The 23,393-nt window shown below is 70.2% G+C and carries 20 protein-coding genes and 1 pseudogene; 10 read left to right on the forward strand and 11 right to left on the reverse strand.

The annotated features are described in order from the left end of the window. Nucleotides 1-426 precede the first annotated feature (426 nt). On the reverse strand, nucleotides 427-1,194 hold the full coding sequence (locus ACTWPT_RS57215; protein ID WP_443185965.1) for a TetR/AcrR family transcriptional regulator: 768 nt from the start codon (nucleotides 1,192-1,194) through the stop codon (nucleotides 427-429). 76 nt (nucleotides 1,195-1,270) lie between these two features. On the opposite strand from ACTWPT_RS57215, the gene ACTWPT_RS57220 reads away from it, so the two are divergent. From ACTWPT_RS57220 to ACTWPT_RS57235, 4 genes are all read left to right on the forward strand, one after another. Then, complete coding sequence (locus ACTWPT_RS57220; protein ID WP_443185966.1) at nucleotides 1,271-1,714, forward strand: DUF1707 SHOCT-like domain-containing protein; 444 nt, start codon at nucleotides 1,271-1,273, stop codon at nucleotides 1,712-1,714. Further along, a complete protein-coding gene (locus ACTWPT_RS57225; protein WP_443185967.1) occupies nucleotides 1,711-2,454 on the forward strand; it encodes an ABC transporter ATP-binding protein in 744 nt (247 codons plus the stop codon). The genes ACTWPT_RS57220 and ACTWPT_RS57225 overlap by 4 nt, the downstream gene beginning before the upstream one ends. Beyond that, nucleotides 2,451-4,964 carry an FtsX-like permease family protein gene (locus ACTWPT_RS57230; protein ID WP_443185968.1) on the forward strand — a complete coding sequence of 838 codons (2,514 nt, stop codon included), beginning with the start codon at nucleotides 2,451-2,453 and terminating at the stop codon, nucleotides 4,962-4,964. Before ACTWPT_RS57225 ends, ACTWPT_RS57230 begins: the two co-directional genes overlap by 4 nt. 408 nt (nucleotides 4,965-5,372) lie before the next feature. After that, the gene (locus ACTWPT_RS57235; protein WP_443185969.1) at nucleotides 5,373-6,011 is read left to right on the forward strand and encodes a hypothetical protein; all 639 of its coding nucleotides are present in this window, start codon (nucleotides 5,373-5,375) and stop codon (nucleotides 6,009-6,011) included. Nucleotides 6,012-6,180: 169 nt separating this feature from the next. On the opposite strand, the gene ACTWPT_RS57240 is transcribed toward ACTWPT_RS57235, so the two are convergent. The 4 genes and pseudogenes from ACTWPT_RS57240 to ACTWPT_RS57255 all read right to left on the reverse strand — a co-directional run bounded on the left by ACTWPT_RS57240 (nucleotide 6,181) and on the right by ACTWPT_RS57255 (nucleotide 10,275). After that, nucleotides 6,181-7,893: a protein kinase domain-containing protein gene (locus ACTWPT_RS57240; protein WP_443185970.1), complete on the reverse strand. Its 1,713-nt coding sequence runs from the start codon at nucleotides 7,891-7,893 to the stop codon at nucleotides 6,181-6,183. A gap of 30 nt (nucleotides 7,894-7,923) precedes the next feature. Next, a complete protein-coding gene (locus ACTWPT_RS57245; protein ID WP_443185985.1) occupies nucleotides 7,924-8,106 on the reverse strand; it encodes a M50 family metallopeptidase in 183 nt (60 codons plus the stop codon). Next, nucleotides 8,100-8,180: pseudogene (locus tag ACTWPT_RS57250) on the reverse strand (M50 family metallopeptidase); the annotation flags it as partial. The gene ACTWPT_RS57245 and the pseudogene ACTWPT_RS57250, both read right to left, overlap by 7 nt. A 79-nt stretch (nucleotides 8,181-8,259) precedes the next feature. Next, nucleotides 8,260-10,275, reverse strand: a complete 2,016-nt coding sequence (locus ACTWPT_RS57255; RefSeq protein WP_443185971.1) for a DUF3488 and transglutaminase-like domain-containing protein — start codon at nucleotides 10,273-10,275, stop codon at nucleotides 8,260-8,262. Here ACTWPT_RS57255 and ACTWPT_RS57260 point away from each other — a divergent pair. Beyond that, nucleotides 10,231-10,689 carry a hypothetical protein gene (locus ACTWPT_RS57260; RefSeq protein ID WP_443185972.1) on the forward strand — a complete coding sequence of 153 codons (459 nt, stop codon included), beginning with the start codon at nucleotides 10,231-10,233 and terminating at the stop codon, nucleotides 10,687-10,689. The two genes, ACTWPT_RS57255 and ACTWPT_RS57260, sit on opposite strands and share 45 nt — an antisense overlap. Before the next feature lie 161 nt (nucleotides 10,690-10,850). Here the strand turns inward: ACTWPT_RS57260 and ACTWPT_RS57265 are convergent, their stop codons facing one another. From ACTWPT_RS57265 to pdxR, 5 genes are all read right to left on the reverse strand, one after another. Further along, the gene (locus ACTWPT_RS57265) at nucleotides 10,851-11,942 is read right to left on the reverse strand and encodes a DUF58 domain-containing protein (protein ID WP_443185973.1); all 1,092 of its coding nucleotides are present in this window, start codon (nucleotides 11,940-11,942) and stop codon (nucleotides 10,851-10,853) included. After that, entirely contained in the window at nucleotides 11,943-12,968 is a 1,026-nt protein-coding gene (locus ACTWPT_RS57270) for an AAA family ATPase (protein WP_443185974.1), read from the reverse strand. A gap of 13 nt (nucleotides 12,969-12,981) precedes the next feature. Beyond that, nucleotides 12,982-15,120, reverse strand: a complete 2,139-nt coding sequence (locus tag ACTWPT_RS57275) for a fibronectin type III domain-containing protein (protein WP_443185975.1) — start codon at nucleotides 15,118-15,120, stop codon at nucleotides 12,982-12,984. A 281-nt stretch (nucleotides 15,121-15,401) separates the two neighbouring features. Then, nucleotides 15,402-15,596 carry a response regulator transcription factor gene (locus tag ACTWPT_RS57280; RefSeq protein ID WP_443185986.1) on the reverse strand — a complete coding sequence of 65 codons (195 nt, stop codon included), beginning with the start codon at nucleotides 15,594-15,596 and terminating at the stop codon, nucleotides 15,402-15,404. Between the two features lie 321 nt (nucleotides 15,597-15,917). Then, complete coding sequence (gene pdxR / locus ACTWPT_RS57285) at nucleotides 15,918-17,336, reverse strand: MocR-like pyridoxine biosynthesis transcription factor PdxR (protein WP_443185976.1); 1,419 nt, start codon at nucleotides 17,334-17,336, stop codon at nucleotides 15,918-15,920. Between the two features lie 104 nt (nucleotides 17,337-17,440). On the opposite strand from pdxR, the gene ACTWPT_RS57290 reads away from it, so the two are divergent. Together ACTWPT_RS57290 and ACTWPT_RS57295 are read left to right on the forward strand one after the other, a co-directional pair. Next, nucleotides 17,441-17,986 carry a cysteine dioxygenase gene (locus tag ACTWPT_RS57290; RefSeq protein ID WP_443185977.1) on the forward strand — a complete coding sequence of 182 codons (546 nt, stop codon included), beginning with the start codon at nucleotides 17,441-17,443 and terminating at the stop codon, nucleotides 17,984-17,986. Nucleotides 17,987-18,056: 70 nt separating this feature from the next. Further along, a complete protein-coding gene (locus ACTWPT_RS57295) occupies nucleotides 18,057-18,647 on the forward strand; it encodes a dihydrofolate reductase family protein (RefSeq protein ID WP_443185978.1) in 591 nt (196 codons plus the stop codon). A 181-nt stretch (nucleotides 18,648-18,828) separates the two neighbouring features. On the opposite strand, the gene ACTWPT_RS57300 is transcribed toward ACTWPT_RS57295, so the two are convergent. Beyond that, complete coding sequence (locus ACTWPT_RS57300; protein ID WP_443185979.1) at nucleotides 18,829-19,374, reverse strand: CGNR zinc finger domain-containing protein; 546 nt, start codon at nucleotides 19,372-19,374, stop codon at nucleotides 18,829-18,831. Between the two features lie 62 nt (nucleotides 19,375-19,436). Between ACTWPT_RS57300 and ACTWPT_RS57305 the strand changes: the two genes are divergently transcribed. Genes ACTWPT_RS57305 through ACTWPT_RS57315 form a run of 3 tightly spaced genes read left to right on the forward strand, consistent with a single transcriptional unit; the run spans nucleotide 19,437 to nucleotide 23,254 of the window. Continuing rightward, nucleotides 19,437-20,075 carry a LysE family translocator gene (locus ACTWPT_RS57305; protein ID WP_443185980.1) on the forward strand — a complete coding sequence of 213 codons (639 nt, stop codon included), beginning with the start codon at nucleotides 19,437-19,439 and terminating at the stop codon, nucleotides 20,073-20,075. 48 nt (nucleotides 20,076-20,123) lie between these two features. Beyond that, nucleotides 20,124-20,318, forward strand: a complete 195-nt coding sequence (locus ACTWPT_RS57310; protein ID WP_443185981.1) for a hypothetical protein — start codon at nucleotides 20,124-20,126, stop codon at nucleotides 20,316-20,318. Between the two features lie 23 nt (nucleotides 20,319-20,341). Beyond that, the gene (locus ACTWPT_RS57315) at nucleotides 20,342-23,254 is read left to right on the forward strand and encodes a hypothetical protein (RefSeq protein WP_443185982.1); all 2,913 of its coding nucleotides are present in this window, start codon (nucleotides 20,342-20,344) and stop codon (nucleotides 23,252-23,254) included. The last annotated feature ends 139 nt before the right edge of the window (nucleotides 23,255-23,393 follow it).

The following is a 23,393-nucleotide window of genomic DNA, read 5'->3' on the forward strand; positions in this document are numbered from 1 at the left end:
ATCGCCCCGAGTCCGTCACCCGGGTGCGGCAGCCCGGGATGTGACAACGCCATCCGGAACCGTCGCCGGCATCGATAAGGTCGGCCCGCAGGTGGTCCGGCAGGACAACACCAGCCTGCTGATCGCATCTTCACCGACCGACAAGATCACCCGGCGCACGGCCAGGACAAACGAGGGCCGTCTCGGATACGCCGCTGGCTAACCCACTAGCGGGATCTCCGGGGAAAGGGATACGACAGCCGAAGACGACGACCATAGTGGGCAAGGGCGCTCAGCAGCCGGTCGGCGAGGGTGAGGATGGGACGGCGTCCGGTGCGGGAGCGGCCATGCGCGGGCGGTGGCCGCGCCGCTTGTCCAGGTGCGCTTCGCACTGCTGGTCATGCAGTGTCAGCAGGGTGGCTAGCTCATGTGCCGCTTCGTCGCAGGTCAGCCGCTGAGGGAGTCGTTCCGGTCGGCGATCAGGGCCTCGATGCCGGCCAGGATCCGGTCCAGCCCGAACTCGACGTCGCTCGGGGGCAGTTCGTCTTCGACGTACTCCAGGTTGGCCATCAGCGCGGCCGCTCTGGGAAAGCCGCGCTCCCTCAGTAGCGGCTGCAGGAAGCCGATCGCTGCCGCCATAGCCGCCGATTCCTCGGATTCGCTGAGGCTGTGAGCCAGGCGTGCGGTGCTGCGCGCGTACCCGTCGAGAAGGAGCGCGCAGCCGAGGGTGTCCTGGTCGTTCAGGGCGGAGTCGGCCATGCCCTCCATGAAGACCTCAAGCCAGCCCACCAGATGGGGCGTCATGGGAGCCGCCTGGACGGGCAGGTCCAGCAACCACGGGTGGATCCGGTAGCGGTCGATCATGGCACGCGTCCACTCGGCTGCGGCGGCTCGCCAGGTCGGGGCCTGCCGTACTGATTCCGGGGGCGGGCCCCAGCCGGCTTCGGCGAGAAGCACGAGCAGTTCCTCCTTGGAGCGGACATAGCGGTAAAGGGCGTTGGCGGTGATGCCGAGACATCCGGCGATCTTGGGCATCGACAGCCCGGCGAAGCCTTCGGTGTCGGCGACCTCGATCGCGACCTCGACGATCCGTTCCACGCTGTGGGCCGGTTTGGGGCCGCGTCGTCGCGTGCCCTTGTTGGGTCCGGCCGGGTTGAGTCCCCACGCCAGTGCGATGCCAGGCGGCAGGTCCGCCTGTCCCTTGTCGTCAGCCACAGAGCACCGTCCTATCGACACAGAAACTGTTCATGCCTTACACTAATTTATATTGATCACTACGGGGAGGCTACAAGTGAGTGGCTCAGAAAGCGCGGGGATGGTGCTGAATCGCCTGCTCAGACCCGAACAGACGCCGGTGACCCAGGCGGAGCGGCAGGCGGCGGACGGCTGGATCGACCGCGCGAAGTTCGGCGGGCAGATCACCGACGAGCAGGCGGAGGAACGGCGTGCGCGGCTGTCGGCCGCCAAGACGCGCGCAGATCTGCGGGTGGCCCTGACCGGCCTGCCCGGGGCGGAGGCGACGACGCTGCCGCGGCTGCTGAGCGTGGTCACGCTGGTGTGGCTGGGGGCGTGCCTCGTGCAGATCGTCGTCTGGCTGATGATCTGCCTGATCGGCGGAGAGCTCGCCGATGTGTGGTGGCTGTGGACGGTCGTGGCCGGCGGCGCGGTGGTGGGCATGCTGTGGCTGCTCGCCGAGGGGCAGTACCGGGCGTGGATGTCAGGGGACCTGCGATGACGGCGCCGATTCAGCTTCATGAGGTGCGCAAGACGTATGGGAGCGGCCCCAACGTGGTGACGGCGCTGACCGGACTGTCCATCGGCTTCCCGGCCGGGAGCTTCACCGCGGTCATGGGACCGTCCGGTTCTGGCAAGAGCACGCTGCTGCACTGCGCCGCCGGTCTCGACGAGCCCACGTCCGGCACGGTCAGCCTGGTCGGCCGATCGCTGGCGGGAATGAGCGAGACCGACCTGACCATCCTTCGCCGGGACCACGTCGCCTTCATCTTCCAAGCGTTCAATCTCATGCCCGCTCTCACCGTACGCGAGAACGTCATGCTGCCCGCGTTGCTGGCCGGGCGCCGGGCCGATCCGGCCCGCGTGTCGGAGGTCATCCGCCGGGTGGGCCTCGAAAACCGCATCACGCACCGCCCTGGCGAGCTGTCCGGGGGACAGCAGCAACGGGTGGCCATCGCCCGGGCTCTGGCGAGCGACGCGTCGGTGATCTTCGCCGACGAACCGACCGGCGCGCTCGACAGCCACACGGCGGCAGAGGTGCTCACACTGATCCGCGACCTTACCGACAAGGGGCAGACGATCGTGATGGTGACCCACGATCCGGTCGCCGCCTCGTACGCCGACAACGTGGTCTTCCTCCTCGACGGCCAATTCGTCGCGGAGATCGCCACGCCCACGGCCGCGGAAGTGGCCGAGCGCCTAGCCCACCTCGGATCCCTGGCGAAGCAGGGGCAGCGGTGATCAGGCTCTCGCTGGCGAGCCTGCGCTCCCGTGCGGCGGCCTCCCTCGCGACCTTCGCGGCCGTGCTGCTGGGCTGCTCGATTCTCATCGCCTGCGCCGGGCTCTTCGAGTCGGCCATCCGGCTCGACGCGCCACCGCAGCGGTTAAGCGAGGCTGGCGTTGTCGTCGCGGGATCGGCCGGCTTCCACCTGCCGGACGAGGAGTCGGAGACGGTCCCTTATGCCGAACGGCCCCGCGTCGACGAGGGACTGGCCGCCAAGGTCGCCAAGGTTCCCGGCGTCGGCCGGGCGATACCGGACGTGTCGTTTTCAGCCGTCGTCGTCGCGGGAGACCGGCTGCTGGGCCATCCCCTGTCGGGGCATGGCTGGGAGTCCGCCGCGCTCACGCCGTACGCGTTGAGCAGCGGCGAGGAGCCGCGCTCCAGCGGCCAGGTAGTGCTCGACGCCACGCTGGCCGGCCGCGCGGGCAAGCAGCCTGGCGACAAGGTCGACATCGTGGTCGGCGGACAGCCGCGATCCTTCACCGTGGTCGGCATCGCGCAGACACGCCGCCAAGTCGACACGTCCGCGATGTTCTTCTCCACCCCTGACGTGAAGCGGTTCTCCCCAAGCCCCGGCAGGGCCGACGCGATCGGTGTGATCTCCGCGCGTGGCGTCTCCGCCGACGAACTGGCGCAGCGGCTGGCCCAGCAGCTTTCCGCTGACACGACGATCCTCACCGGGAACGATCGGGGCACGGCGGAGTTCACCGGCATCGCCGCGAGCCGGCTTCCCCTGATCCTGCTGTCGAGCATTTTCGGCGGCCTGGTCATCGTGGTCATGGCCCTGGTGGTGTCGGCGACGATCAGCCTGACCGTTCGCGTGCGCCTGCGGGAGCTCGCGCTGCTCAGAGCCAGCGGTGCCACCGCCAAGCAGGTCCATCGCATGGTGGTGGGCGAAACGATGGTCGTGTCCGCGCTGGCGGTTCTGGTCGGGCTCCTGCCGGGCGGACTGCTCGGACGGCTGCTCTTCTCCCTCAGCGCGGAGCGCGGCATCGTCCCCCCGGAGCTGGAGTTCCACCCGAGCGTCATCGCGTTCGCGGCCGGACTGCTCGTAGCTGTGGTGGTCCCCTGGCTGACCGCGGGCATCACGGCGCTGTCCGCCGCCCGGGTCCGGCCCATCCAGGCGCTGGCCGATGCCGCGATCCCTCCGGTGACGGTCGGGCCGATGCGCAGGCTGCTCGCCGTCGTGCTGGGGGGAGCCACCGTCGTGCTGGCGAGCACGACGATGTTCATGGATCCCGAGACCGCGTCGGCGGTGGGCGGCCCGGCGGTTCTCACCGGGGGCGTCGCCGTCGCCCTGATCGGCCCAGAGCTCCTCAATCGGATCGTCGCCAAGGTGTCCGGATTTTTCAGAGGTACGGACGGCATGCTCGCGGTCGTCAACACCCGGTCCAGAGCCGTCCAGTTCTCCTCCGTGCTGACACCCCTGACACTGGCCACGGCCATCGCGCTGAGCAACGTCTACGCGCAGACGACGCACGACGACGCCGCCCTGCGGGGCCAGGTCGAGCAGTTCCAGGCCGACGCCGTGATCACCTCCGCGGCCGGCGGCGTATCAGCCGAGCTCCTGACGGACATCCGCAACACGCCAGGGGTCGCCAACGCCTCCGCACTGGTGTCGAGCAGGGGCTGGATCGAAAAGCCGTACGACTCTCGCGGCAGCGATCCGGGCACTTTCCTGGGCATCGACGCCCAGGCGTTCCTGACGGCCCCGGTGGTCTCGGGATCCTTGCGCGACCTGACCGGTGACACCGTCGCCCTGCCCGAGACGCAGGCGGACGATCTCGGGATCAAACTGGGCGACCGGATCACCCTGCGACTCGGGGACGGCGCGGTCGCCGAGGTGAAGGTGGTCGCCCTGCTCGACAGCCCGGCCGACTATGGAGCCGTTGTGCTGCCCGCCGCGTTGCTCGCTCCGCACACGACCGCGGGCCTGCCATCCGCGATCCTCGTACGCGCCGCCTCGAACCCGGACGCGTTGGCCGGTGTGCTCGAACGCGCGACGCGTGCCTGGCCCGGCGTCGGCGTCGGCGATCAGGGCCGGTTGTCGGCGATGTTCTCCGCACAGTTGGGCGTACAAGCCTGGATCAGCTATCTGCTCGCCGGGCTGGCCATCGCCTACGCCGCGCTCGCCGCCGTCAATACGCTGGCGGTTTCGGTGCTGTCCAGGCGCCGGGAATTCGCCGTGCAGCGCCTGGCCGGCGCGACTCGCCGTCAGGTACGGCGGATGCTGCTCATCGAGGGCGCCATCGTCGCGACGATCAGCATCGCGCTGGGCACGGTGATCGCGGCCTTCACCGTCCTTCCCATGGCCATTGCCGTGGGTTCGATCCTGCCCACCGGCCCAATTTGGGTGCTGCTCGCGGTGATCGCGGCGATCGTCGTGATCGTGGCGCCGGTCACGCTCGTCTCGTCCAGGCTGGCCATGGGACGCGGCCCCATGGAAGTGATCAGCTCCCCGACCGCCTGAACTTCCCACCCGCTCCATCCGAGGTATCCATGAGCAAAGCCCACCGGGCACCCATGACCGTCCTCGCCTGCCTTGCCACCGTCCTCACGGCGGCCCCACCGGCGACGGCCGCGAGCCACCAGGTCGACGAGGCTCCGGCGGTCGTCCGTACCGAAACGGGCCTCGTCCGAGGCACGCTGCACCAGGACTACCGGCTCTTTCAGGGCATCCCGTACGCGGCACCCCCCGAGGGGCGCTCAGGTGGGGATCGCCAACTCTCCTGGTGGCAGGCCGAAAGGCTCTCGATTCCACCTGTCCCGGCCGACTGCTGTCACCGGGTGGTTCCAAGGACAAGTTCTTGGCGGGAACGCTGTTCTCACGCCGACCGTCTTTCCCTGTAATCAATGACTGCTCTAAAGGGGCGCGCACATGGGATATGAGCCACCACGCGACTTGGGCAAATTGGGCCAGACGCTCGCCCGGTCGCAGGAGACGGCGGTTACCTCGGTGGCCTCGTTCCTCGTTCTCGGCGTTGTGGCTGCAGCCCTGCTTGGGATCTCTTGGCTCGCGCTGTTAGGGGGCGTGATGTTAGCCGTCTTTGGCTTGGCGATCCCGCCCCTGCTGGTCTTCCTGCCGTGGCGAGTATCGTCAGATCTGGCACGTCCTGCCGTGGCCGGACCCGCGACCACGATCCTTAACTTGACGGCCGGAGGCCTCATCGAGCTGGCCCGTTTGGGCGTGGTGACGTTCCTGGACGCGCAGCCTCGTGACGCTGTTTGGCTGGGGCTCGGCGTCCACGTCCTCAACGTGGTGCTCGCTCTCGTGCTGTTCGGTGTTGCGGTGCTCCTGGCGCCTTCTCCGTCGGGTCAGGAGCACGCCATGCCGGGCCGGTCATATTCGTCTTCCTACTGGCGCGGCTTCTTCGGGTTCGGCAGGAACATAGTGGTGGATGTAGGGCTCTCGCTGCTTCTGGTCTGGAGCCCGTGGCTTGCCCTTCTCACCATTCCTGTGGGCGCCGTGTGGGGGGCTCTGGTAAGCAGCGACCGACCTCGAGTACCCGGTCGCTAGTGCTTAGCACGTGCATTGACCGACGCCGGGTTCACCGGTTCCGTGGCCCGTGTGACCTCGGCCGACAGCTTCATCCCGCTGGGGACGGCGGCCGACCACGTGCTGCTGTCGGAGGAGGAGATCGAGCAGGCGGCACGCAAGCTCCTCGGCTGAGGCCTGTCCCCGTTGTCTACCGGTGGGCCACCGCGCCTCTGATGCAGGTCGGCTTGGACCAGGCGACCGTCGACCGTTCCGAGATGCGCAGCGGTACGCCTACCAGGAAGCAGTAGCCGGTGTCCGGGTCCAGGCCCGCGACACGGGCCGAAGTGGTGCCCTGGCCGAGGGCGGTGATGGGCTGCTCGCCCTTGCCGACCGGGGAGCGTTGCAGGACCACCGGGTAGCGGCGGGCGCCGGCGGGGAGCGCCCAGCGGAGCTCCACCAGTGCGCCCTGGTCGGCGGTCACCTTGACGTTGCGCGGGGTCAGGGCGGCTATGTCCTGCCGATCGATCGGGGTGGTGTCCTGGGGTTGCTGGGCCTGGCTCGTTCGCCGCTCGGTGGCGGTGCTCTGGGAAGCAGAGGTCTGATGGAGCGACAGGTAGACAGCGGCCGCCGTGCCGCCGATGGCCACGGCCACGACCGCACCGCCGATCATCAGTCCTCTCGGCAACCGCGCCGCCCTGCCGGCCGCGGGGCCGTCGGGCACCGGGGCCGACCCAGGTGGGACCGTTGCCGCCGATGGCGTCGGCGGCACGGTGCGCGGCGATGACGGGGCCGCCGGTTGCGCAGCGTGCTGTCCGGTGCCGTGCAACCCGTGCCAGCCGTCTGCGGGCAGGCTGCCCGCCCCTGTCCCCGGCGCTCCACTCCCGCCACTGGTCTGCGTGCCGCGCTGCGATTCCGGCGCGAAAGGCGAGTGCTGCTGAGCACCGGCGGGCAGGTGGCTGCCGGTGAACGGGAAGGAGTCGGCAGGGGACGCGTGATTGCCGGTAGACCGCTCCCCGTTGTCGGGGCGGGACCGTGGGACCGTGGACATGGCCGGACCCGGGCCGGGGTCCTGGCCCACCAGGTCCGTCACCGACAAGCCCAGCTCCGCCTGCACCGCCTGCAGGTGCCTGGCCAGCTCCCGCGCGGACCCGAATCGCTGCTCGGGCTGCTTGGCCATGGCCCGCAGGATCGTCTCGAAGACCACCGCAGGCACGTCGGAGCGGTTGATGGGCGGGGGCTCGACGCTGAGCACCCGGTACATCAGCGGCGCGATCGACGGCTCCGCCGGGTTGTGGAAGGCGGGCTGCCCGGCCAGCAGGTGATAGAGCGTTGAGCCGAGCGAGTAGATGTCGGTCGAGGCGGAGTGCGGGGCGCCGGTGAGCACCTCGGGCGCGGCGTGCAGCGGGGTGAACGCCTGCGACGTGGCGGAGATCTCCGACGAGTCCACGACCCTGGCCACGCCGAAGTCGGCGATCGCGAGCTCGCCGTACCGGGAGATGAGGACGTTCTGCGGCTTGATGTCGCCGTGCAGAACCCCGGCCTCGTGAACGGCGGCGAGCGCGCCGGCCAGTTTCACCCCGCCCCGCAGCACGTCGGGCACCGGCAGCGGCCCTTCCTTGCGGACCTTGTCGCGCAGTGAGCCATTCTCGAAGAAGTCCATCGCGATGTACGGCTTGCCGGAGCGCGTCACGCCGGTGTCGAAGACGGTGACCACGTTCGGGTGGCCGGTGAGGCGGCCGGTGAGCTGCAGCTCCCGCTGGAACCTGCGCATGGTGCGCTGGTCGACGCGGTCGACGGACAACACCTTCAGCGCTACGACCCGATCGAGTCGCTCCTGATAGGCGCGGTACACGACGGCGAACCCGCCTTGGCCCGCCTGATCGAGTACTTGATAGCCGGGCGCGTCCTCAGCTGGCTGCACAGCACACTTCTCCCCCTGTCGCAGGTGAGTTTAGTGCGAACTTTCGAGACTAGAGAGGATTAATGGGATACCCGCGGCGGTGACCGAAACCACGAAGAAGAAGAACAGGTAGAAGCCGCCCGGCAGGAACGTCAGCCTGGCCGTTTGGTCGGCGTCGGAGTCCCTGGCCTGCCGCCTGCGCCGCTTCTGCTGCAGCTCGATGATCGGCCGGATCCGGTGGGCCTTCCCCTGGTGAGTGTGACGCCCGAGGTGTCGGAGTGCAGGCGGATGCCTTTCGAGCGTGGGCCCCAGGTCCTGACGATCTCGCCCGCGGTCAGACCCGGGGACGGTGCAGGAGTTGTGCCTCGATGCTTCTCATGGCGTGGGTCATCGTAGGAGTAGGCGTCTGCGCAGGCGAACGGTGAGCGGGGTGCGGGCGCGTACGGCTCGGTGGACGGCGTCGCTGTGGTGCCAGGCGGCGGTGGCGGCTTCTTCGGTGACAGCGTCGGGGGCGTACCGGACGAGGTTGGAAATATCAGCCAACGGCCTGAGATGTGTGGAAGTATCGCCCGACTGTCTGGCGACGATGTCCTCGGCCGTCAGCGCCTTATCACCCCTTAGCCCCAGATCCTCGCACGTCTGCTGCCACGCGCCGAGCACCCGCTGCTCGGGCCCGCCGGCCCGGCGGCGGTTGCGCCTGCGCCACCACGGCAGGGCCGCCGCCACGACCGCGTACGCGACCAGCACGCCGCCGCCCGCCACGGCCCCGATCACCCACAGGGACGGCCCCGCGCTCTCCTGCTCCTGCCCGTCGCCTGCGCCCTGCGGCTGCGAGGTCTTGGCACGCTCGCCGCCGCCTCGCGCGAACTCGCCCTGCAGTTCCTCGCTCTCCTCGATCGCCGCCGACGCGACCTCGTGGTCGTCCTTGGCCCCGCTGCGGCCGGGCGTCGGGTAGAACGGCCGCCAGCCCAGCCCCTCGAACTTGATCTCCGCCCACGCCATCACATGCCCCGACTTGACGTGATACACCTCCCCGGAGGCCTGCCCTGGGCGGAACCCCACGACCACCCGCGACGGCAGCCCGAGCGTCCTGGCCATGAGCGCGAACGTGGTCGCAAACTGCTCTGACGTTCCCCGGTGCGCGGTCTGCAGGAAGAACTCCAGGCCCTTGAGCGAGTGCCCGGGCGGCGCGGTGACGTCGTATCGGGCGTTCGCACGCAGGTAGCTCTGCAGCCGGTACGCCTGCCGCATCGGCTCGTCGGCGCCCTTGACGGCCTCCTGCGCCAGCTTGCCGAACAGCGCGCGCTGCGGACCTTCGGGGAACGCGGTGAGGTTCGGGTCGTGGGCTGGCGTGGCCGCGAGCAGGTCCTCCTTGGACGGCCTGGGCACCCGGGAGGTCACCTCGTAGCTGAACCCCTTGCCGGGCTTGGCCGCGGCCAGCAGCACCCCACTCTCGAGATCCACCGCGAGCCCGCGCACGCCGATGACCTCCTCCGGGCGCTCGGCCGCCGGCAACCAGGTGCCGGGCAGTCCGTCGAATGTCACCTTCTGCCGTACGACGTCCGCCTTGCCCGTCCACTCCCCCTCCGGCACCCTGCCGCCGGTCGGCTGGAAGCGGGCGGCGGAGGTCCACCGGACGCCGTCGTAGCGGTCGAGCACGGCCAGGCGCCAGTTGAGCGGCTTGTCCGACGTGACGGTGAACAACTCCCTGTCCGGGATCTGCAGCCAGGCCGAGACGCGGTCCAATGGGCTGACGCTGTCCACCCGGACGGGCGGGGGCAGGTCGGCGTGCTCGCGCGGGTTGTATGGGTGGGCGGCGATGGGCAGCAGCGGTGCCGCCACCAGCGCCAGCGCCGCCAGCGCCGTACCGGCGGCGATGCCGGCCGGGAGCCAGCCGAGGGGACGGTCGTCGCGAAGCGTCGCCAGGGCGCCGATCAGCACGATCAGCGCCGCGGCCACCGGGAGGTTCGAGCCCGCGCCGTCGACGCTCAGGAGGAGGGCGACGCCGTAGACAAGGAGGGCGGGGAGTGCGGCGATGATCCTCGTCCTGGTGCGGGTGAGGGTCTCGGCGCCGATGGTGGCGGCGGCCCAGACGAGTGTGTGGACCAGGACGAGGAGGTGGGGTTCCGGCTGGGCGGGGAGGAGGGTGGTGAGGAGGGCGTGCCAGGAGTTCGCGACGTCGGCGAGGAGGGTCGGCTCGAGTCCCCTGTAGAGGGGGATGGTTCCGGCGAACCAGAGGATCAGGTCCAGCGCCAGGGCCAGCCAGAGGGGCCGATTGGCGGTGAACACCGCGACGAGCGCCGGGGCCAGGGCTGCGGGGATGATCGCGAGGACGAGGTCGCCACCGGGGAAGACACGGTGAAAACCCCAGCCCGCGACACCGGCGACTGCCGCGACCAGCACCAGCCCGGCCACCCGCCGCCACCCGAGCGCGGCCGGCGCGTCTCCCCCAGCCGCCCTCCCGGCTCCTCCGGGCGCCCGCACACCCCGCTGCCCGGCTGCACCGGCCGTCTGGCCGCCCCGCTGCCCAGCTCGCCAGGGCATCCGGCCGACCCGCTGGTCGGTGGCTCGCGCTCCGGTCGCACCGGGCTCGGGTCGTCCTGCAGGCCACTGCCCAGTTGCCGCCGGCCCGCCTGGCGCGGACGTGGCAGGTGGGCCTATGCCGTCCTGCCCATCATCGCGACCCGTGCCCATACGACCGGCACCGCCGTGACCCCCACGTCCGTAACCGGCACTGCCCTGAGCGACACCGCCAGGACCGACATCGCCGGCACCGACGCCCTCGGGCGTGGGTACGTCCTGCACGCGGCGGTGTGAGCCGCCATGGCGCGATGGGGCGGCGCTCGGTGTCTCGCCATGGCGCCAAGGGGCGTTTCCCGGAACGGCGCTCGGTGCATCGCCGGTCTGCGGAGAGGCAGTTCCCGGAAATGCCGTGCCGCCCGGCGAGACGGGCATGGGCGGAGTGCCGCGGTGGTGGGTCATCGGGACGACCCCCAGATGAGCGGCAGGGCATCCAGCGAGTCGATCCGCATGACCGTGACCCCGGGGACCGAGACCGGACCCGTACCGACATAGACGCAGATGACCCGGTCGAAGCGGCGGCGGACGGCGGCGGCCCGCCCGGCCTCCGCCGGATCCCCCGTGACCAGCACCAGAGAGCCCCCGCCCCGTGCCAGGCGCATCGCCTCCGTGACGCCCGCCGTCCCGCCCTCCACCAGGGCGAGACGGTCCAGAACGCGCTCAGGGTCGGTCTTGGTGTCGGGAAGGGGCCCGTCACCGGTGAGGACACGTACCGGGAAACCGGCTCTGGCGGCGGCCACCGCGACCGAGGCGGCCGCGTCCACGGCCAGCTCAGTGAGTCCGCGGGTGTCGAGCACCACCGTCGTAGTCGGCAGGCTGGCGTCGATGAGCTGGCGGACCATCAACGTCCCCGTGCGAGCGCTCGATCGCCAATGGACGTGCCGCAGGTCGTCGCCGACGACGTACTCGCGCAGGGTGTGGAAGGTGACCGTGCCGCTGGGCGCGTTGTCGCTGGTGGGCCCTTCCAGGTGAGGCGCCCTGCCGGACGGGGGCACGGGCAGCGGAACGGTGCGGGGCCGTACCAGGAGGGTGGCGGGGCGGCCGTACTCCCTGATCCGGCGCGTCAGCCCGAACGGGTCGGCCCGCACGAGCGTCAGCGGCCCCACGGGGATCTCGCCGCGCACGTCCGTCGGGAGCGGGTACGACACCGTCCGCGTCCCGTTCCGCGGCAGCCTGGGCAGGTCGATCGTGTGCTCGGACGCGCCGATCCGGTCGTGGGCGCGCAACCCGGACAGGCCGCCGCGGCCCAGGTTGGCGACGGTGAGCACGGCCACCGCCGCGTCCCCGCGCGCTACCTTGAGGGGCGTGACCTCGCGCTGGACCTCCAACCTTGGCCTCGGCGCGGTCCAGGCGAGGGCGGCGGCCAGCGCGAGCAGGCCGCCGGTGGCGAGCACGGCGGGCTCGGGGTAGCCGAGCGCGAAGCCCGCCGCGTACGACACGAGAGACCCGGCGAGCGTGCCCCAGCCGAACGGCGTCAGCGGGGTCCGCACCTATGCCGCCTGCGGCACCGGCATCCCGGCGAGGATCTCGCCGAGCACCGCCGCGGCGCTGATGTCGCGCAGCTCGGCCTCGGGCGCGAGGATCAGGCGGTGCGCGATCACGGGCACCGCCAGCGCCTTCACGTCTTCGGGCACCACGTAGTGCCGCCCCGCGGCGGCGGCCTTGACCCGCGCTGCGCGCAGCAGCGCCAGGCTGCCCCGAGGGCTCGCGCCGAGCCGCAGATGCGGGCTGGTGCGAGTGGCCGCGCACAACGCCACGATGTAGTCGTACACCGGGTCGGCCACGTGGATCCGCGCGGCGAAGTCGATCATTCCGGCCACGTCCGACGCCCGCGCCACCACCGGCAGCCGCTCGACCTGCGGCCCCGTCGGCATGCCCTTGAGCACCTCGACCTCCGACACGTGGTCGGGGTAGCCGACGGAGATCTTCATGAGGAACCGGTCGAGCTGCGCCTCGGGCAGCGGGTACGTGCCGTCCATGTCCACCGGGTTCTGCGTGGCCACCACCAGGAACGGCCGCGGCACCGGATGCGGCTCGGCGTCCACCGTGACCCGCTGCTCCTCCATGACCTCCAGCAACGCCGCCTGCGTCTTCGGCGAGGCGCGGTTGATCTCGTCGGCGAGCACGATGTTGGCGAAGACGGGACCGTGGTGGAACTCGAACTTCTGTTGCGCCTGATTGAAGATCGACACCCCGGTGATGTCGCTGGGCAGCAGGTCGGGCGTGAACTGGATGCGCCGCCACTCCGCGTCCACGCTGGCCGCGATCGACCGGGCGAGCGTGGTCTTGCCGGTGCCCGGAACGTCCTCAATGAGCAGGTGCCCCTCGGTGAACAGGCAGATCAGGGCCAGCTCGATGGCCTCGTGCTTGCCGCGGATGATCCGCTCGATGTTGCCGGCCAGCAACTGGAAGCGCTGCGCGAACTGCTGCGCCAGCGCCTGCGGCGCCTGCTGGACGGGCTGCTGGTACGGCTGCTTGGTCTGCTCGAACTGGTCCTGGTGGTTGTACTGGGTCAACCGAGTCCCCTTCTCAGTCGGTGCACTCGAAGAGCGGCCCCTCGGGGAAGCCGCCGTCCGGAGTGGCCACCAGAGTGTCGTTCAGGTAGCCGTTGCCGTACTGGCTCTCGATCCGGTTCCAGATGTCGCTCGACCTGCCGGTCGAGGTGTCGGTGTAGTTCTCGCCCTTGACCTGGCAGATCACCGTCAGGGTGATGTACACCTTTCGTGTGATCCTTCCGGCTTCTCCAGACTTGGACGGTCCCGGCCGGATGATCGTGTCGTAGTCCTCGTTGCTGGCGTTCTTGTACTGCTGCCTCGGGTACGCCAGGTCGACCTCGGCCGTGGCCACGTCTGCGCTCTCCCCCGCCGCGTTCTTGGCCTTCAGCTTGAACGTGTGCTTCATGTTGTTCTTCAGCCCGTCCACGGTGAACGATGTGCCCCTGATGGCGTTGCCGGTCGCCGCGCCGGTCAGCTCGTACGTGGTGCCGTCGCCGGCGTTCTCGGGGGCGTTCCAGGTCAGCTCGGCGCCCCGGTTCTTGGCCTTGGCCGCGAAGCCGGTCGGCGCGCCCGGCGCCACACACGGCTTGGCCCCTGCGCTCGGCTCCGACTCGACCTCGCCCCCCGACCAGTGGGCGACCACGACGAATGTGTACTCGTTCGCGCAGTCCCCGCCGGTGAACTCAAACTGGTACGGGCCGTCAGCGTCTACCGACTGCGGCTCCGACCGGCCCGTGCCGGACGTCTTGAGCGTGTACCGCTCGACCTTGCCGCCAGTGGACGGGCTGAAGGTCACGCTCACCCGGCCGGGACCGGACTTGGCGGCCACGGCCCCGGGCGGCGAGGGCGCGCTGGGCTCGGGCGTAGGGGTGCCGGTGGGACTGGGCTTCCTGGTGGGTTCGCGCGTGGGCTCCTCGCTCGGCTCCTCGCTCGGCTCCTCGGTCTGCGTGGGCCGGGGCGCGGTGGAGGTCTTGACCGGATCCGGGTCGGGTGGGGCGTCGGTGTTCGTGGGTTCGTTGCGCGGCGTCTGCCGAGGCTTGGGGGTGTTGGTCGGGCCCGGCACGTCGGAGTCGTCCTTGTCCACGTCGTGCTTGCGGCCCTCGGGGTCGATGACGACGGCCCGGTCGCCGTTCTCGTCGTTCGCCCAGAGCAGCCCGTCCTTGACGAACACATCCACCGGTCCGGGACCATCGGCCACCTGGAGCGTGGTGGGCCGGCCGCCAGCCGCGCTGTCCCAGACGAGGAGGGCGCCGCTGCCCTCGTCGGGCACGTACACCTTGGTCCCGAGCACCTGCGGGACGCCGAGCTTGGCCGGGTCGTCCGGGGTGAATTTGGTGCTCTGCACCGAATTGGACGCGGTGTCGATCACCACGAGCAGCCCCGAGTCGCCGGCCGTCAGGATCGGCACCAGCGAGCCCTCCGTCATGGCGGGGGCGAGCGCGCCGCCCTTGGCCGCCTGGGCCACGCCCTTGGGGAGCGTGATCTCGCCGACGCCGCCGTCGGCGCCGACGATCGTGGCGGTGGCGGCCCGGGTGTTGACGACGACCGGCAGGCCGCCGGCGATGGTGACCGACAGCTCCTCGCCAGGCTCGCCGACCTTGAGCGGGCTCGCGGGCACCCCCTGCGACACCGGTACGACCTCGCCCTTGGCGATCACCGGCACCCACAGCCGGCCGCCGCCGTCAATGCGTGCCGCGCCGAGCGGCCCCGGCAGCGTGATCGGAGCGCCGGCCGAGTTGAGCGTGGCCGGGTCGATCCGCTGGACCGTGCCCGCCGCCGGGTCCACGGCGTACCCCGTGGTGCCGGACACCGCCAGTTGCAGGCCGGCCGCGCCGAAGTCGCGGGTCTGGGCGACAGTGAGCTGGCTGGGCTCGACCCGGCTGACGAAGCCGGTGCGCTCGTCGACGAGCAGCACGTTGGCGCCGTCCTGCACCACGCGCAGGTGGCGGCCGGACTTGTCGTCGAGGTAGCCGTCGACCTCGCCGGACAGGCCGTTGACGTGCACGATCCTGCCCTTGGCCGCACTCCGGAGCCAGGCGCCGACGTCGGCCAGCTTGGGATTGGCACTGGAGACGCCCACGCCGAACCAGGCCGCCGCGGCCACCAGGATCACCGCCGCCACGCCGGCGATCACCGCCGTGGACCGGTCACCCCGGAGCCCGGGGATACGCATACGTCACTCACCCCGTATATGTGATTACTTACGTTTGCCCCCGTATTATCGGGGATCACCCTAGCGCGCAGCTGTCTCATCCGTGTGCGTACCGGCTGGTAGCCGCGTTCGATTCCGAGAGTGTCGGTGGGACGCCGTACCTTTGTGCGCGTGCCCGAAGCTGTTCGCACGCGGCTTGGCCTGGCCAGGCGATTGGTCAGCTCCCGCGGGGCGCTGCGACCTCAATCGGACCAGCAGCAGAGCTACGCCGTCGGCGGCTTTCTGACCAGCTCAGTGCGCATTCAGAGGAGACCGGCGTTGCGTACCTTTATGGCGACTTGGACGCGGCTGTCGGTCCCCAGCTTTGCGAAGATCCGGGTGATGTTCGCCTTCACGGTGGCGATGCTCATGTAGAGATGCTCGGCGATTTCGGCGTTCGAGTTGCCCTGGGCCACCTCGATCGCAACTTCTCGCTCGCGTTCGGTGAGTCTGGCCAGCTCCCGCTGCGCCTCCGGGAATTGCGTTCGCGTCCGCCGGTGGCGGCGGCGATCACCTGTCGTGTGACACTCGGGGACAGCACCGGCTTACCCTTCGTCACGGTGCGGACCGCCTCGATTAAGAACCATGCGATGAGCCGCCAAACGGCGTCTGGGTGCCCCCTCGGCGGGCGAACGTCAGGCCGTCCAGTTCTCCACGGTGACTACGCCGCTGCCGGCTTGGGCCAGCCCGATGATCTGCGCCATGGATAGGCTTTTGCGGAACGTGTGGCCCATACGATCCTCGTGGAACGAGACGACTGGCTGACTGACATCGCGACGTCACCCGTTGTTGTCTTCAACGGGTCGAGTGGTGGCGCCGTCTGAGTTCAGGATGGCGGCGAGGTGGTGGATGCCTTCCTCGATGTGGTGGGGCGTGAGTCTGCTGTAGCCCATCACGAGGGCTGGGTGTCGGCCTGGCGCCGGGCTGGACCGGTAGCGGTCCAGGGGCTGTATGAGGATGCCGTGCCGGGCGGCGGTGGCGGCGAGGTGGGTCGCGTCCATGCCGTCGGGCAGCCTGACCAGGACATGCAGACCCGCGGAGATGCCGGTCGCACGGCAGGCGGGCAGGTGTTGGCGCAGGGCCGCGATGAGCGCGTCGCGTCGCTGGCGGTAGCTGCGACGGGTGCGCCGCAGGTGCCGGTCGAGGTCGCCGCGCTGGACGAACTCGGCGACGGTGGCCTGGATGATCGAGGTGGTGAACCGGTCACTGCGCGCGCGGGCGGCGACCACCTCGTCGCGTAGCGCCGGGGGGACGACCAGCCAGCCGAGCCGCAGCCCGGGGGCCAGGCTCTTGGAGAGGCTACCGGCATGGACGACGTGATCGGGCGCGACCCCTTGGAGGGCGCCGACGGGTTGGCGGTCGTAGCGGTACTCGGCGTCGTAGTCGTCCTCGATGACGTAACCGCCGCTGGTGCGGGCCCAGTCGAGCAGGTCGATCCGCCGGCTGGCCGAGAGCACCACACCGGTCGGGTACTGGTGGGCGGGTGTGACGAGCACCGCGCCGGCCCCCGATGCGGTCAGCCGGTCCACTCGCAGGCCCTCGTCGTCGACCTCGATGGGGTGGCAGCTGGCGCCGGCCCATTCGATCTGCTCCCGCCAGCTGGGGTGGCCGGGGTCCTCAACGGCGATGCCCCGCTCGGCGAGCACCCGGGCCAGCAGGCTCAACCCGTGCGAGAAGCCGTTGCACACCACGATGTTGTCCGGTTCGCAGGACACGCCGCGGACCCTGCCCAGGTAGTCGGCCAGCGTCTCGCGTAGCGCCGGGAGACCGGCCGGGTCGCTGTAGCCGAGTGACTGGTCGGGTAGGGACCGCATCGTCGTGCGGGTCGCGCGGGCCCACGCCGCGTGCGGGAACAGGCCGACGTCCGGGGCTCCGGGCCGGAAGTCGTAGCGGACGGCGGCCGGCTGCGGGCGGCGGCGCTGCGGTCCCTCGGGCGTGGTGATCGCGTTGACGACGGTGCCCCAGCCCTGTCGGGAGGTCAGGTAGCCCTCAGCGGTGAGCTGGTGATAGGCCGCGATGACGACACCGCGGGTGATCTGGAGATCCGCGGCGAGCGCCCGGGACGACGGCAACCGAACGCCGGGACGCAGCCGGCCCGCCCTGATGGCATCCCGCAGGCTCCGCTCCAGCTGGGCGCGCAGGCCACGTGGACGGGAGCGGTCAAGCTCCACGAACAACTCAGGCGAACTGGTACTCATAACTCATCCAGAATTGGAACTCTTATCAGCGCCACCCTATCCATACCGTTGGGGGCGCGGCACGGCAGAGATGCCGCACCGGCCGAAACCGCGAAGGGACAGCCATGACACTCGTGAACCAGCTCCCGCCCACCACGCCCCGACTGGACGAATTGGTGGCCGGAATCCGCGCCGCGCTGAACTACCACGGCGACTGGCAGCGCACCGCCCAACGCGCCGCGAGCGCGCTGCGACGCCACCTACCCTCACCCGAGCTGCTGACCGGGGTCCATCCCGGCGACCAGGAGGAGCTACGCGGTCGACTATTGCACGTTGAGCCGGACGGGACGTTCTCGATCCAGGCCGTCGTGTGGCCGGCCGGCCGGGTCACGCGGATCCACGACCACGTGACCTGGTGCGTGCTCGGCGTCATCCAGGGCGCCGTGCACGAAGAACTGTTCACACTCAGCGGCAACGGCGAGTTCCTCATCCCAACGGGAAGCACGATGAACGCGACCGGCACCGTCAACGGCTTCGCCCCACCCGGCGACATCCACCGGGTCGCCACCAGCGGCGACCGCACCGCAATCTCGATCCACGTGTACGGCACGGACCTGTCCCGCCTGGGATCCAGCTCGCTGCGCTACTACGACCTTCCCGTAAGGCCGTGATAACCCGAGGCCGCACCACCGCGGCCAGCCAGAGGCCAACCATCCACAAGCAGATCGCAGGAGATGACCAATGAACAACACCGAGCCGCCGCCCGCGACCGGAAAAGTGCTCTGGTGCTTCACGATGACCCTCGACGGGTTCGTGGCCGGACCACGCCACGAGGTGGACTGGATGACCGGTTTCTCCGCCCGACCGGGCGTGATCGACGAGTTGAAGGAGTCCACCGGCGCCGTGCTGGCAGGCCGTGACGGCTTCGACAGCGCCATCGGCGACTCACGGCCCTGGGGTGGGGCATGGGAAGGGCCGATCTTCGTCCTGACCCACCATCCCGAGGACGCACTGCCCACCCCGGATATCACGTTCCTGTCCTGCCCCGTGGAAGAGGCGGTCCGGATTGGCCTGGAGGCAGCCGGAGGCAAGAATCTCGCGGTGTTCTCGCCGAACATCGGCACCCAGCTCCTGGAGCTGGGACTGATCGACGAGATCGACATTCACATCGCACCGGTCCTGCTCGGCGAAGGGATTCGGCTATACCACAACCCCGGCAGGACCCCGGTCCGCCTCCACCGGCTCGACAGTGACGATCCCACCCTGGCCGCCCGAGTCCGGTACCGACCCACCACAACGGCGAACATCCCCCGGACAGAGCCGGGCAACTGAGCGATAGCAGTTGACGTCCGGCCGTCTCGCACCGCGACGGAACAGCCCGCCGAGCACCTGCTCACCGCTTCCAGCCAGGATCACGTCGTAGCTCATGATCAGCGAGACATGCCGCGAGCCCGACGGAGGTCGTTGCCGCTGCGGGAATCTGCTTCGGCCATGGAGAGACGGTCGGACACGATCAGCTTGTCACCGGCTTACCGGTTCCGCCGCGGCTTCGAGAAGAGCGCTGACGGTACGCGGCGACCTTGTGACGGTTCAGGCAGGTCGACGAGCAGAAACGCCGTTGACCAGCTGGGGAGGCATCGGTATACGCGTCGACGCACTTCGAGGCGTGACACGTTCCGAGGCGGGCCTGCCCATGGTTCATGAGCCACTCCAGCAGGCACGTACCCAGGGCGGCGGGGAGAACCTCGCCCGGTGTGTCGACCGTCCAGCGCAGGCCCGATTCGGTCGCGACGGGTGAAGGACGGGCGGATCGCAGGAGGCCGTTCAGCTCCTCGAACGCACGGCCGTCGTGCGCTGAGGAGAACACCCGGAAGGCTGCATTCGCCGCCGCGACGAGGTCCCCGACGGCGGGAACAGGCAGAGCGCCGGGCCACACCAACACATCGGCCGCATCGGGGTACGGCATCTCCTGTTCACCCGCAGCCGCGCGCGGGCGATGGGCGTACTCATTGACGAACTCGACCACGCGGCTCACGTCGAGCGCAGGGACGGCAAGCACACGCACAGTGTAACCCGAGGAAGCTGTCCTGCAGGTTACGTCATCTGGTAACCTGCAGAACCGTGTCTACAGGTTACGCATGGGTTGACCTCGATGTCCTGCCCACTTTCATCGCCGTCGTCGTCGTCCTCTTGCTGGTGCCGGGGCCTGACATGGCCTTCATGGTCGCCGCAGGGTTGAGAGCCGGCCGGAAAGGCGCGACCCGAGCCGCCTTGGGCGTCACCGCGGGAGTCAGCGTCTACGTCGTTCTCACGGCACTCGGCCTCGGCGTGTTCCTCGCCGCCGCGCCGAATATCGCCGACGCGATCCAGCTCGGCGGTGCCGCCTATCTCGTGTATCTCGCATGGGTGACCTGGAGGTCCAGCGGGTCGCCGCTAGAGACGTCCACCGTCCGGTCCGCAAACATGTTCCGGCGTGGGTTCGTGGTGAACATCTCCAACCCGAAGATCATGCTCTTCTTCACGGCGTTCCTGCCGCAGTTCCTCGGCGATGCCACCGACAACCCTGTCCTCCAGCTCGTCATGCTGGGCTTGATTCTGCAGATACTGGGACTTCTCACGGATCTCGCGATCGGATACGCCGCGGGCGCGATCCGCGACCGCGTGCTGCGTCGCACAGGGGTCCGGCGGCTCCTGGAGCGACTCGCGGCAAGCGTCTACGGCGCGCTGGCAACCGTCTTGCTGGCCGACGCCGTCCAGTGAGGCGACCCGCTGTGACTTCCGTTCTATCCCGACTGGGCTTCGTCGACCGTGACCGGCGATCCCGGCACCTCCCTCCCGGTGTCGTTCGCCCTGTGGGAGCCGCACCCGTACCGGCGGACGGCTATCGCCTCGCTCTGGGCGGAGATCGGCCCGGCCGCCGCGGAAGCCCGGCCCCTGCTGCTCGCGGAGCTCGTGAAACTTTCCGAACGCTCCCCGCGTTCGGCTGTGCACAGCGACACGTAGGGGGCACGGTGGAGCGCAGCGGCTTGCTGAGGGATCTGGTGGCGGTGCTCGCTTCGGGCAGGCACCGCGTGGTCGGCCTCGTCCCCGAGATCGACGGCGCGGAGGGGTTCGGCACCACCACACTGGCCGCGGCCGCCTGCCGCGACCCGGAGGTGCGGGAGCGGTTCCCGGACGGGATTGAGTGGCTGACGCTGGGGGACGAGCCACTGCACCAGTTCCGGCACCGCGTCAAGGAGCCCGAGGTCAAGGAGCTCCTGTCGCTGTGGAGGCGGCCCAGGCGGCTGGTGGTGCTCGACGACGTACGACCGCACGCGGCCGAGCTGGTGACCCGGGTGGCCGTGGGCAACGCCGTGGCGCTCGTCACCAGCAGGACGGCACTCCGGACCGGGCACGTGATCCGGTTACCCGCGATTCCCCGCGGAGACGACGACCCCAGCCAGGGCTGGCCCCTCCTCCGGACGCTGACGCGCTCGCTCGACGCCGTCCCCGACCACGTGTTCGACCTGGCGGATCCGTCCTCCCGGGCGCGAGCCGTGCACCAGGTGCTTGATCGCGGCCTGCCGGGGGCGCTCGTTCCCGCCCTCCGGGAGCGCCTGCTCGAACTGGGGGTGTTCGGCGGCGTCCGGCCCATCCCGCTGGACCTGCTGGCCGCCCTGTGGTGGGAGACGGCCGGCCTGTCGCGCGCGGAGGCCGAGCACACGCTGACCGAGCTGGGCGAGCGCGGCCTGCTCGCCCGCGCCCCTGATCGGGACGCGGTCCTGATCCCCGACGCCGTACGCGCCCACCTCCGGGCGGCCATGGTGCCGGACCGCGCCCGCCGCGCGAACCGCGCCATGGTGGAGATCGGCCTGCCGGGCGACGCCTTCTCCGACGAGGCCGTGACGTACTACTTCGAGCACTTCGCCGACCACCTCAAGGCGGTCGGCCGCAGGCTCGAAGAGCTGGTGTTCCAGGCGTCGTGGCTGGCCGCGAAGCTCATGGAGAACGGCCCGGCCCTGGTCCAGCGGGAGCTGGAGAGAGCCGGCACGGAGGAGGCGGAGCAACTGCACCGCACCCTGTCCCAGAGCCTGCACCTGCTGGGCGAGCCGCCCTACTCCGACCTTTCCGTGCTGGCCACGCTCGCCGGCCGCCTGCACCACCTGCCCAGGCTCGGCCAGGAGCTGCGCGACTTCCTCAACGCCTTGGGGGTGCCGTGGCTGGAGTGCATGTGGACGCCGCCCGACCTGCCGCATCCGTCGTTGCGGCGTACGTGGACGGCGCACGAGGACGAGGCATCCAGCGTCGCGATCAGCCCGGACGGCACATGGCTGGCCACCGCGGGCATGGACGGCCCGGTGCGGCTCTGGAACCGCGACGGCACCCCGCGGGCGACGTTGGAGGCGCACGTCGGTTCGGTCGATGCCCTGGCCATCGCCCCGTCCGGCGCGTGGCTGGTCTCCGCGACCGCCGGCGACGCCGTACACCTGTGGTCCGCCGACGGCGAGCACCTGAGGGAACTTCCCATCCGCGCCGCCAACGACGTGGCCGTCTCGCCCGACGGCACCTGGCTGGCCTGCATCTGCAGTGATACGACGCTGACCGTCTGGAGCCCGGAGGGCGAGGAGTTCTGGACGGTGGACACCGAGTGCGACACGGTGCTGTCGAGCATCGCCGTCGCCTCCGACGGCTCCTGGGTGGCCCACCTGTCCGACGGGCGGATCCACGTCTGGAACGCCGACGGGACGCCCCGGGCCTCGTTTCCGCACGAGGCAGCGCTGGCCGAGCTGACCGCACATCCGGTCCGCGACGCGATGGTGACCACCGACGGATGTGTCTACGGCCCCGACGGGGACCTCCTGGAGACGATCCCGATCGACGGCCACCCCCGGGACGCGGTCGCCATGGCGCCCGACGGCAGCTGGCTGGCCACCGGAAGCAACAGCGACCACGTGCTCGTGACCCGGCTCGACCGCCCCGCCACCGAACGGCTCTCCGGCCATCTCGGCGGTGTCTACGGTGTAGCGATCAGCCCGGACGGGACCTGGCTGGCCTCGGTCGCCACCGACGGCACGGCCTGCATCTGGGAACGCGAGGATCTGCCGCGCATCCAAGCCGATGACGAGTCACGCCGTGGCCTCCAGAACGCGCTGATCGTCGCCCCTTACGGCCTGGTGACCGCAGGCCAGGAGCTGGCCTACCGGGACGAGGCGGGCCACGCCGTCCGCACGTTGTCCGGCTTGCCCACCTTCAACGCCCTTTCCGGCTGTGACTCGTGGTTCGCGGCCCACAGCCGCGACGGCGAAGTCTGGCTGATCGACGGGGACGGCGGCGTACGGGGGAGCGTGCGCACCGATCACGACGGTGGGCAGCCGTCGCTCGTCGTCGCGCCGGACGGCACCTGGTTCGCCACCTGCGGCGAAGAAGGCGTGATCGCCCTGTGGTCCCGCGCCGGCAACGAGATCGGCCGCCTCCGGCAGAAGCCCGGGTGGCCGTGCCTGCTGGCCGTGTCCGCCGACGGCACCACCCTCGCCGCGGCGTCCGGCGGTGTCGTGCAGAGGTGGACGAGCCGGGGCCGTCGGATCGGCAGGGCCCGCCGCTCTGGAGACACGGTCGTGGCCCTGGCCCTCTCACCTGACGGATCCCGTACGGCCGCCACCCTCGCCTCCGGCGTCACCCGGGAATGGGACCACAGCCGGAAGCGGTCGGTGAACTTCGCCGGATCCCCAGGGGTCACGGCCGCCCTCTCCTACAGCCCGTCGGGCACGCTCCTGGCGGCGACGTACGGCTCCGCGCTGCAGCTGTGGGACGTCGCGGTGGGGGCGAGGCAGCCGCTCGCCGGCATCCGCCTCGGCGCCTCACTCAACGACTGCGCCTGGTCCCTGGACGGCACCCGGCTGTACGCGGTGGGTGACGCGGGCGTGTATGGCTTCACTCTCCACATGGCCGACGGGCGGTAACGGGAGGGGTTAGAAACTGCTCTCGGATAAGTGTCCATGAGTGTCTTTTAGGTGTCACGAGTGCTGTATGATCTTGTGCATGAACCTGACGGAATGGGCACGCGCACAGGGGATCGCCCCGCGTACTGCGTACCGCTGG

The sequence above is a fragment of the Nonomuraea sp. 3N208 genome, from assembly GCF_052245935.1.
Classification (GTDB): Bacteria; Actinomycetota; Actinomycetes; order Streptosporangiales; family Streptosporangiaceae; genus Nonomuraea.

Coding starts and splice junctions, on each gene's coding strand:
- ACTWPT_RS57225 (WP_443185967.1), top strand. CDS start 1,711: ATGACGGCGCCGATTCAGCTTCATGAGGTGCGCAAGACGTATGGGAGC.
- ACTWPT_RS57235 (WP_443185969.1), top strand. CDS start 5,373: ATGGGATATGAGCCACCACGCGACTTGGGCAAATTGGGCCAGACGCTC.
- ACTWPT_RS57275 (WP_443185975.1), bottom strand. CDS start 15,120: ATGCGTATCCCCGGGCTCCGGGGTGACCGGTCCACGGCGGTGATCGCC.
- pdxR (WP_443185976.1), bottom strand. CDS start 17,336: ATGAGTACCAGTTCGCCTGAGTTGTTCGTGGAGCTTGACCGCTCCCGT.
- ACTWPT_RS57290 (WP_443185977.1), top strand. CDS start 17,441: ATGACACTCGTGAACCAGCTCCCGCCCACCACGCCCCGACTGGACGAA.
- ACTWPT_RS57295 (WP_443185978.1), top strand. CDS start 18,057: ATGAACAACACCGAGCCGCCGCCCGCGACCGGAAAAGTGCTCTGGTGC.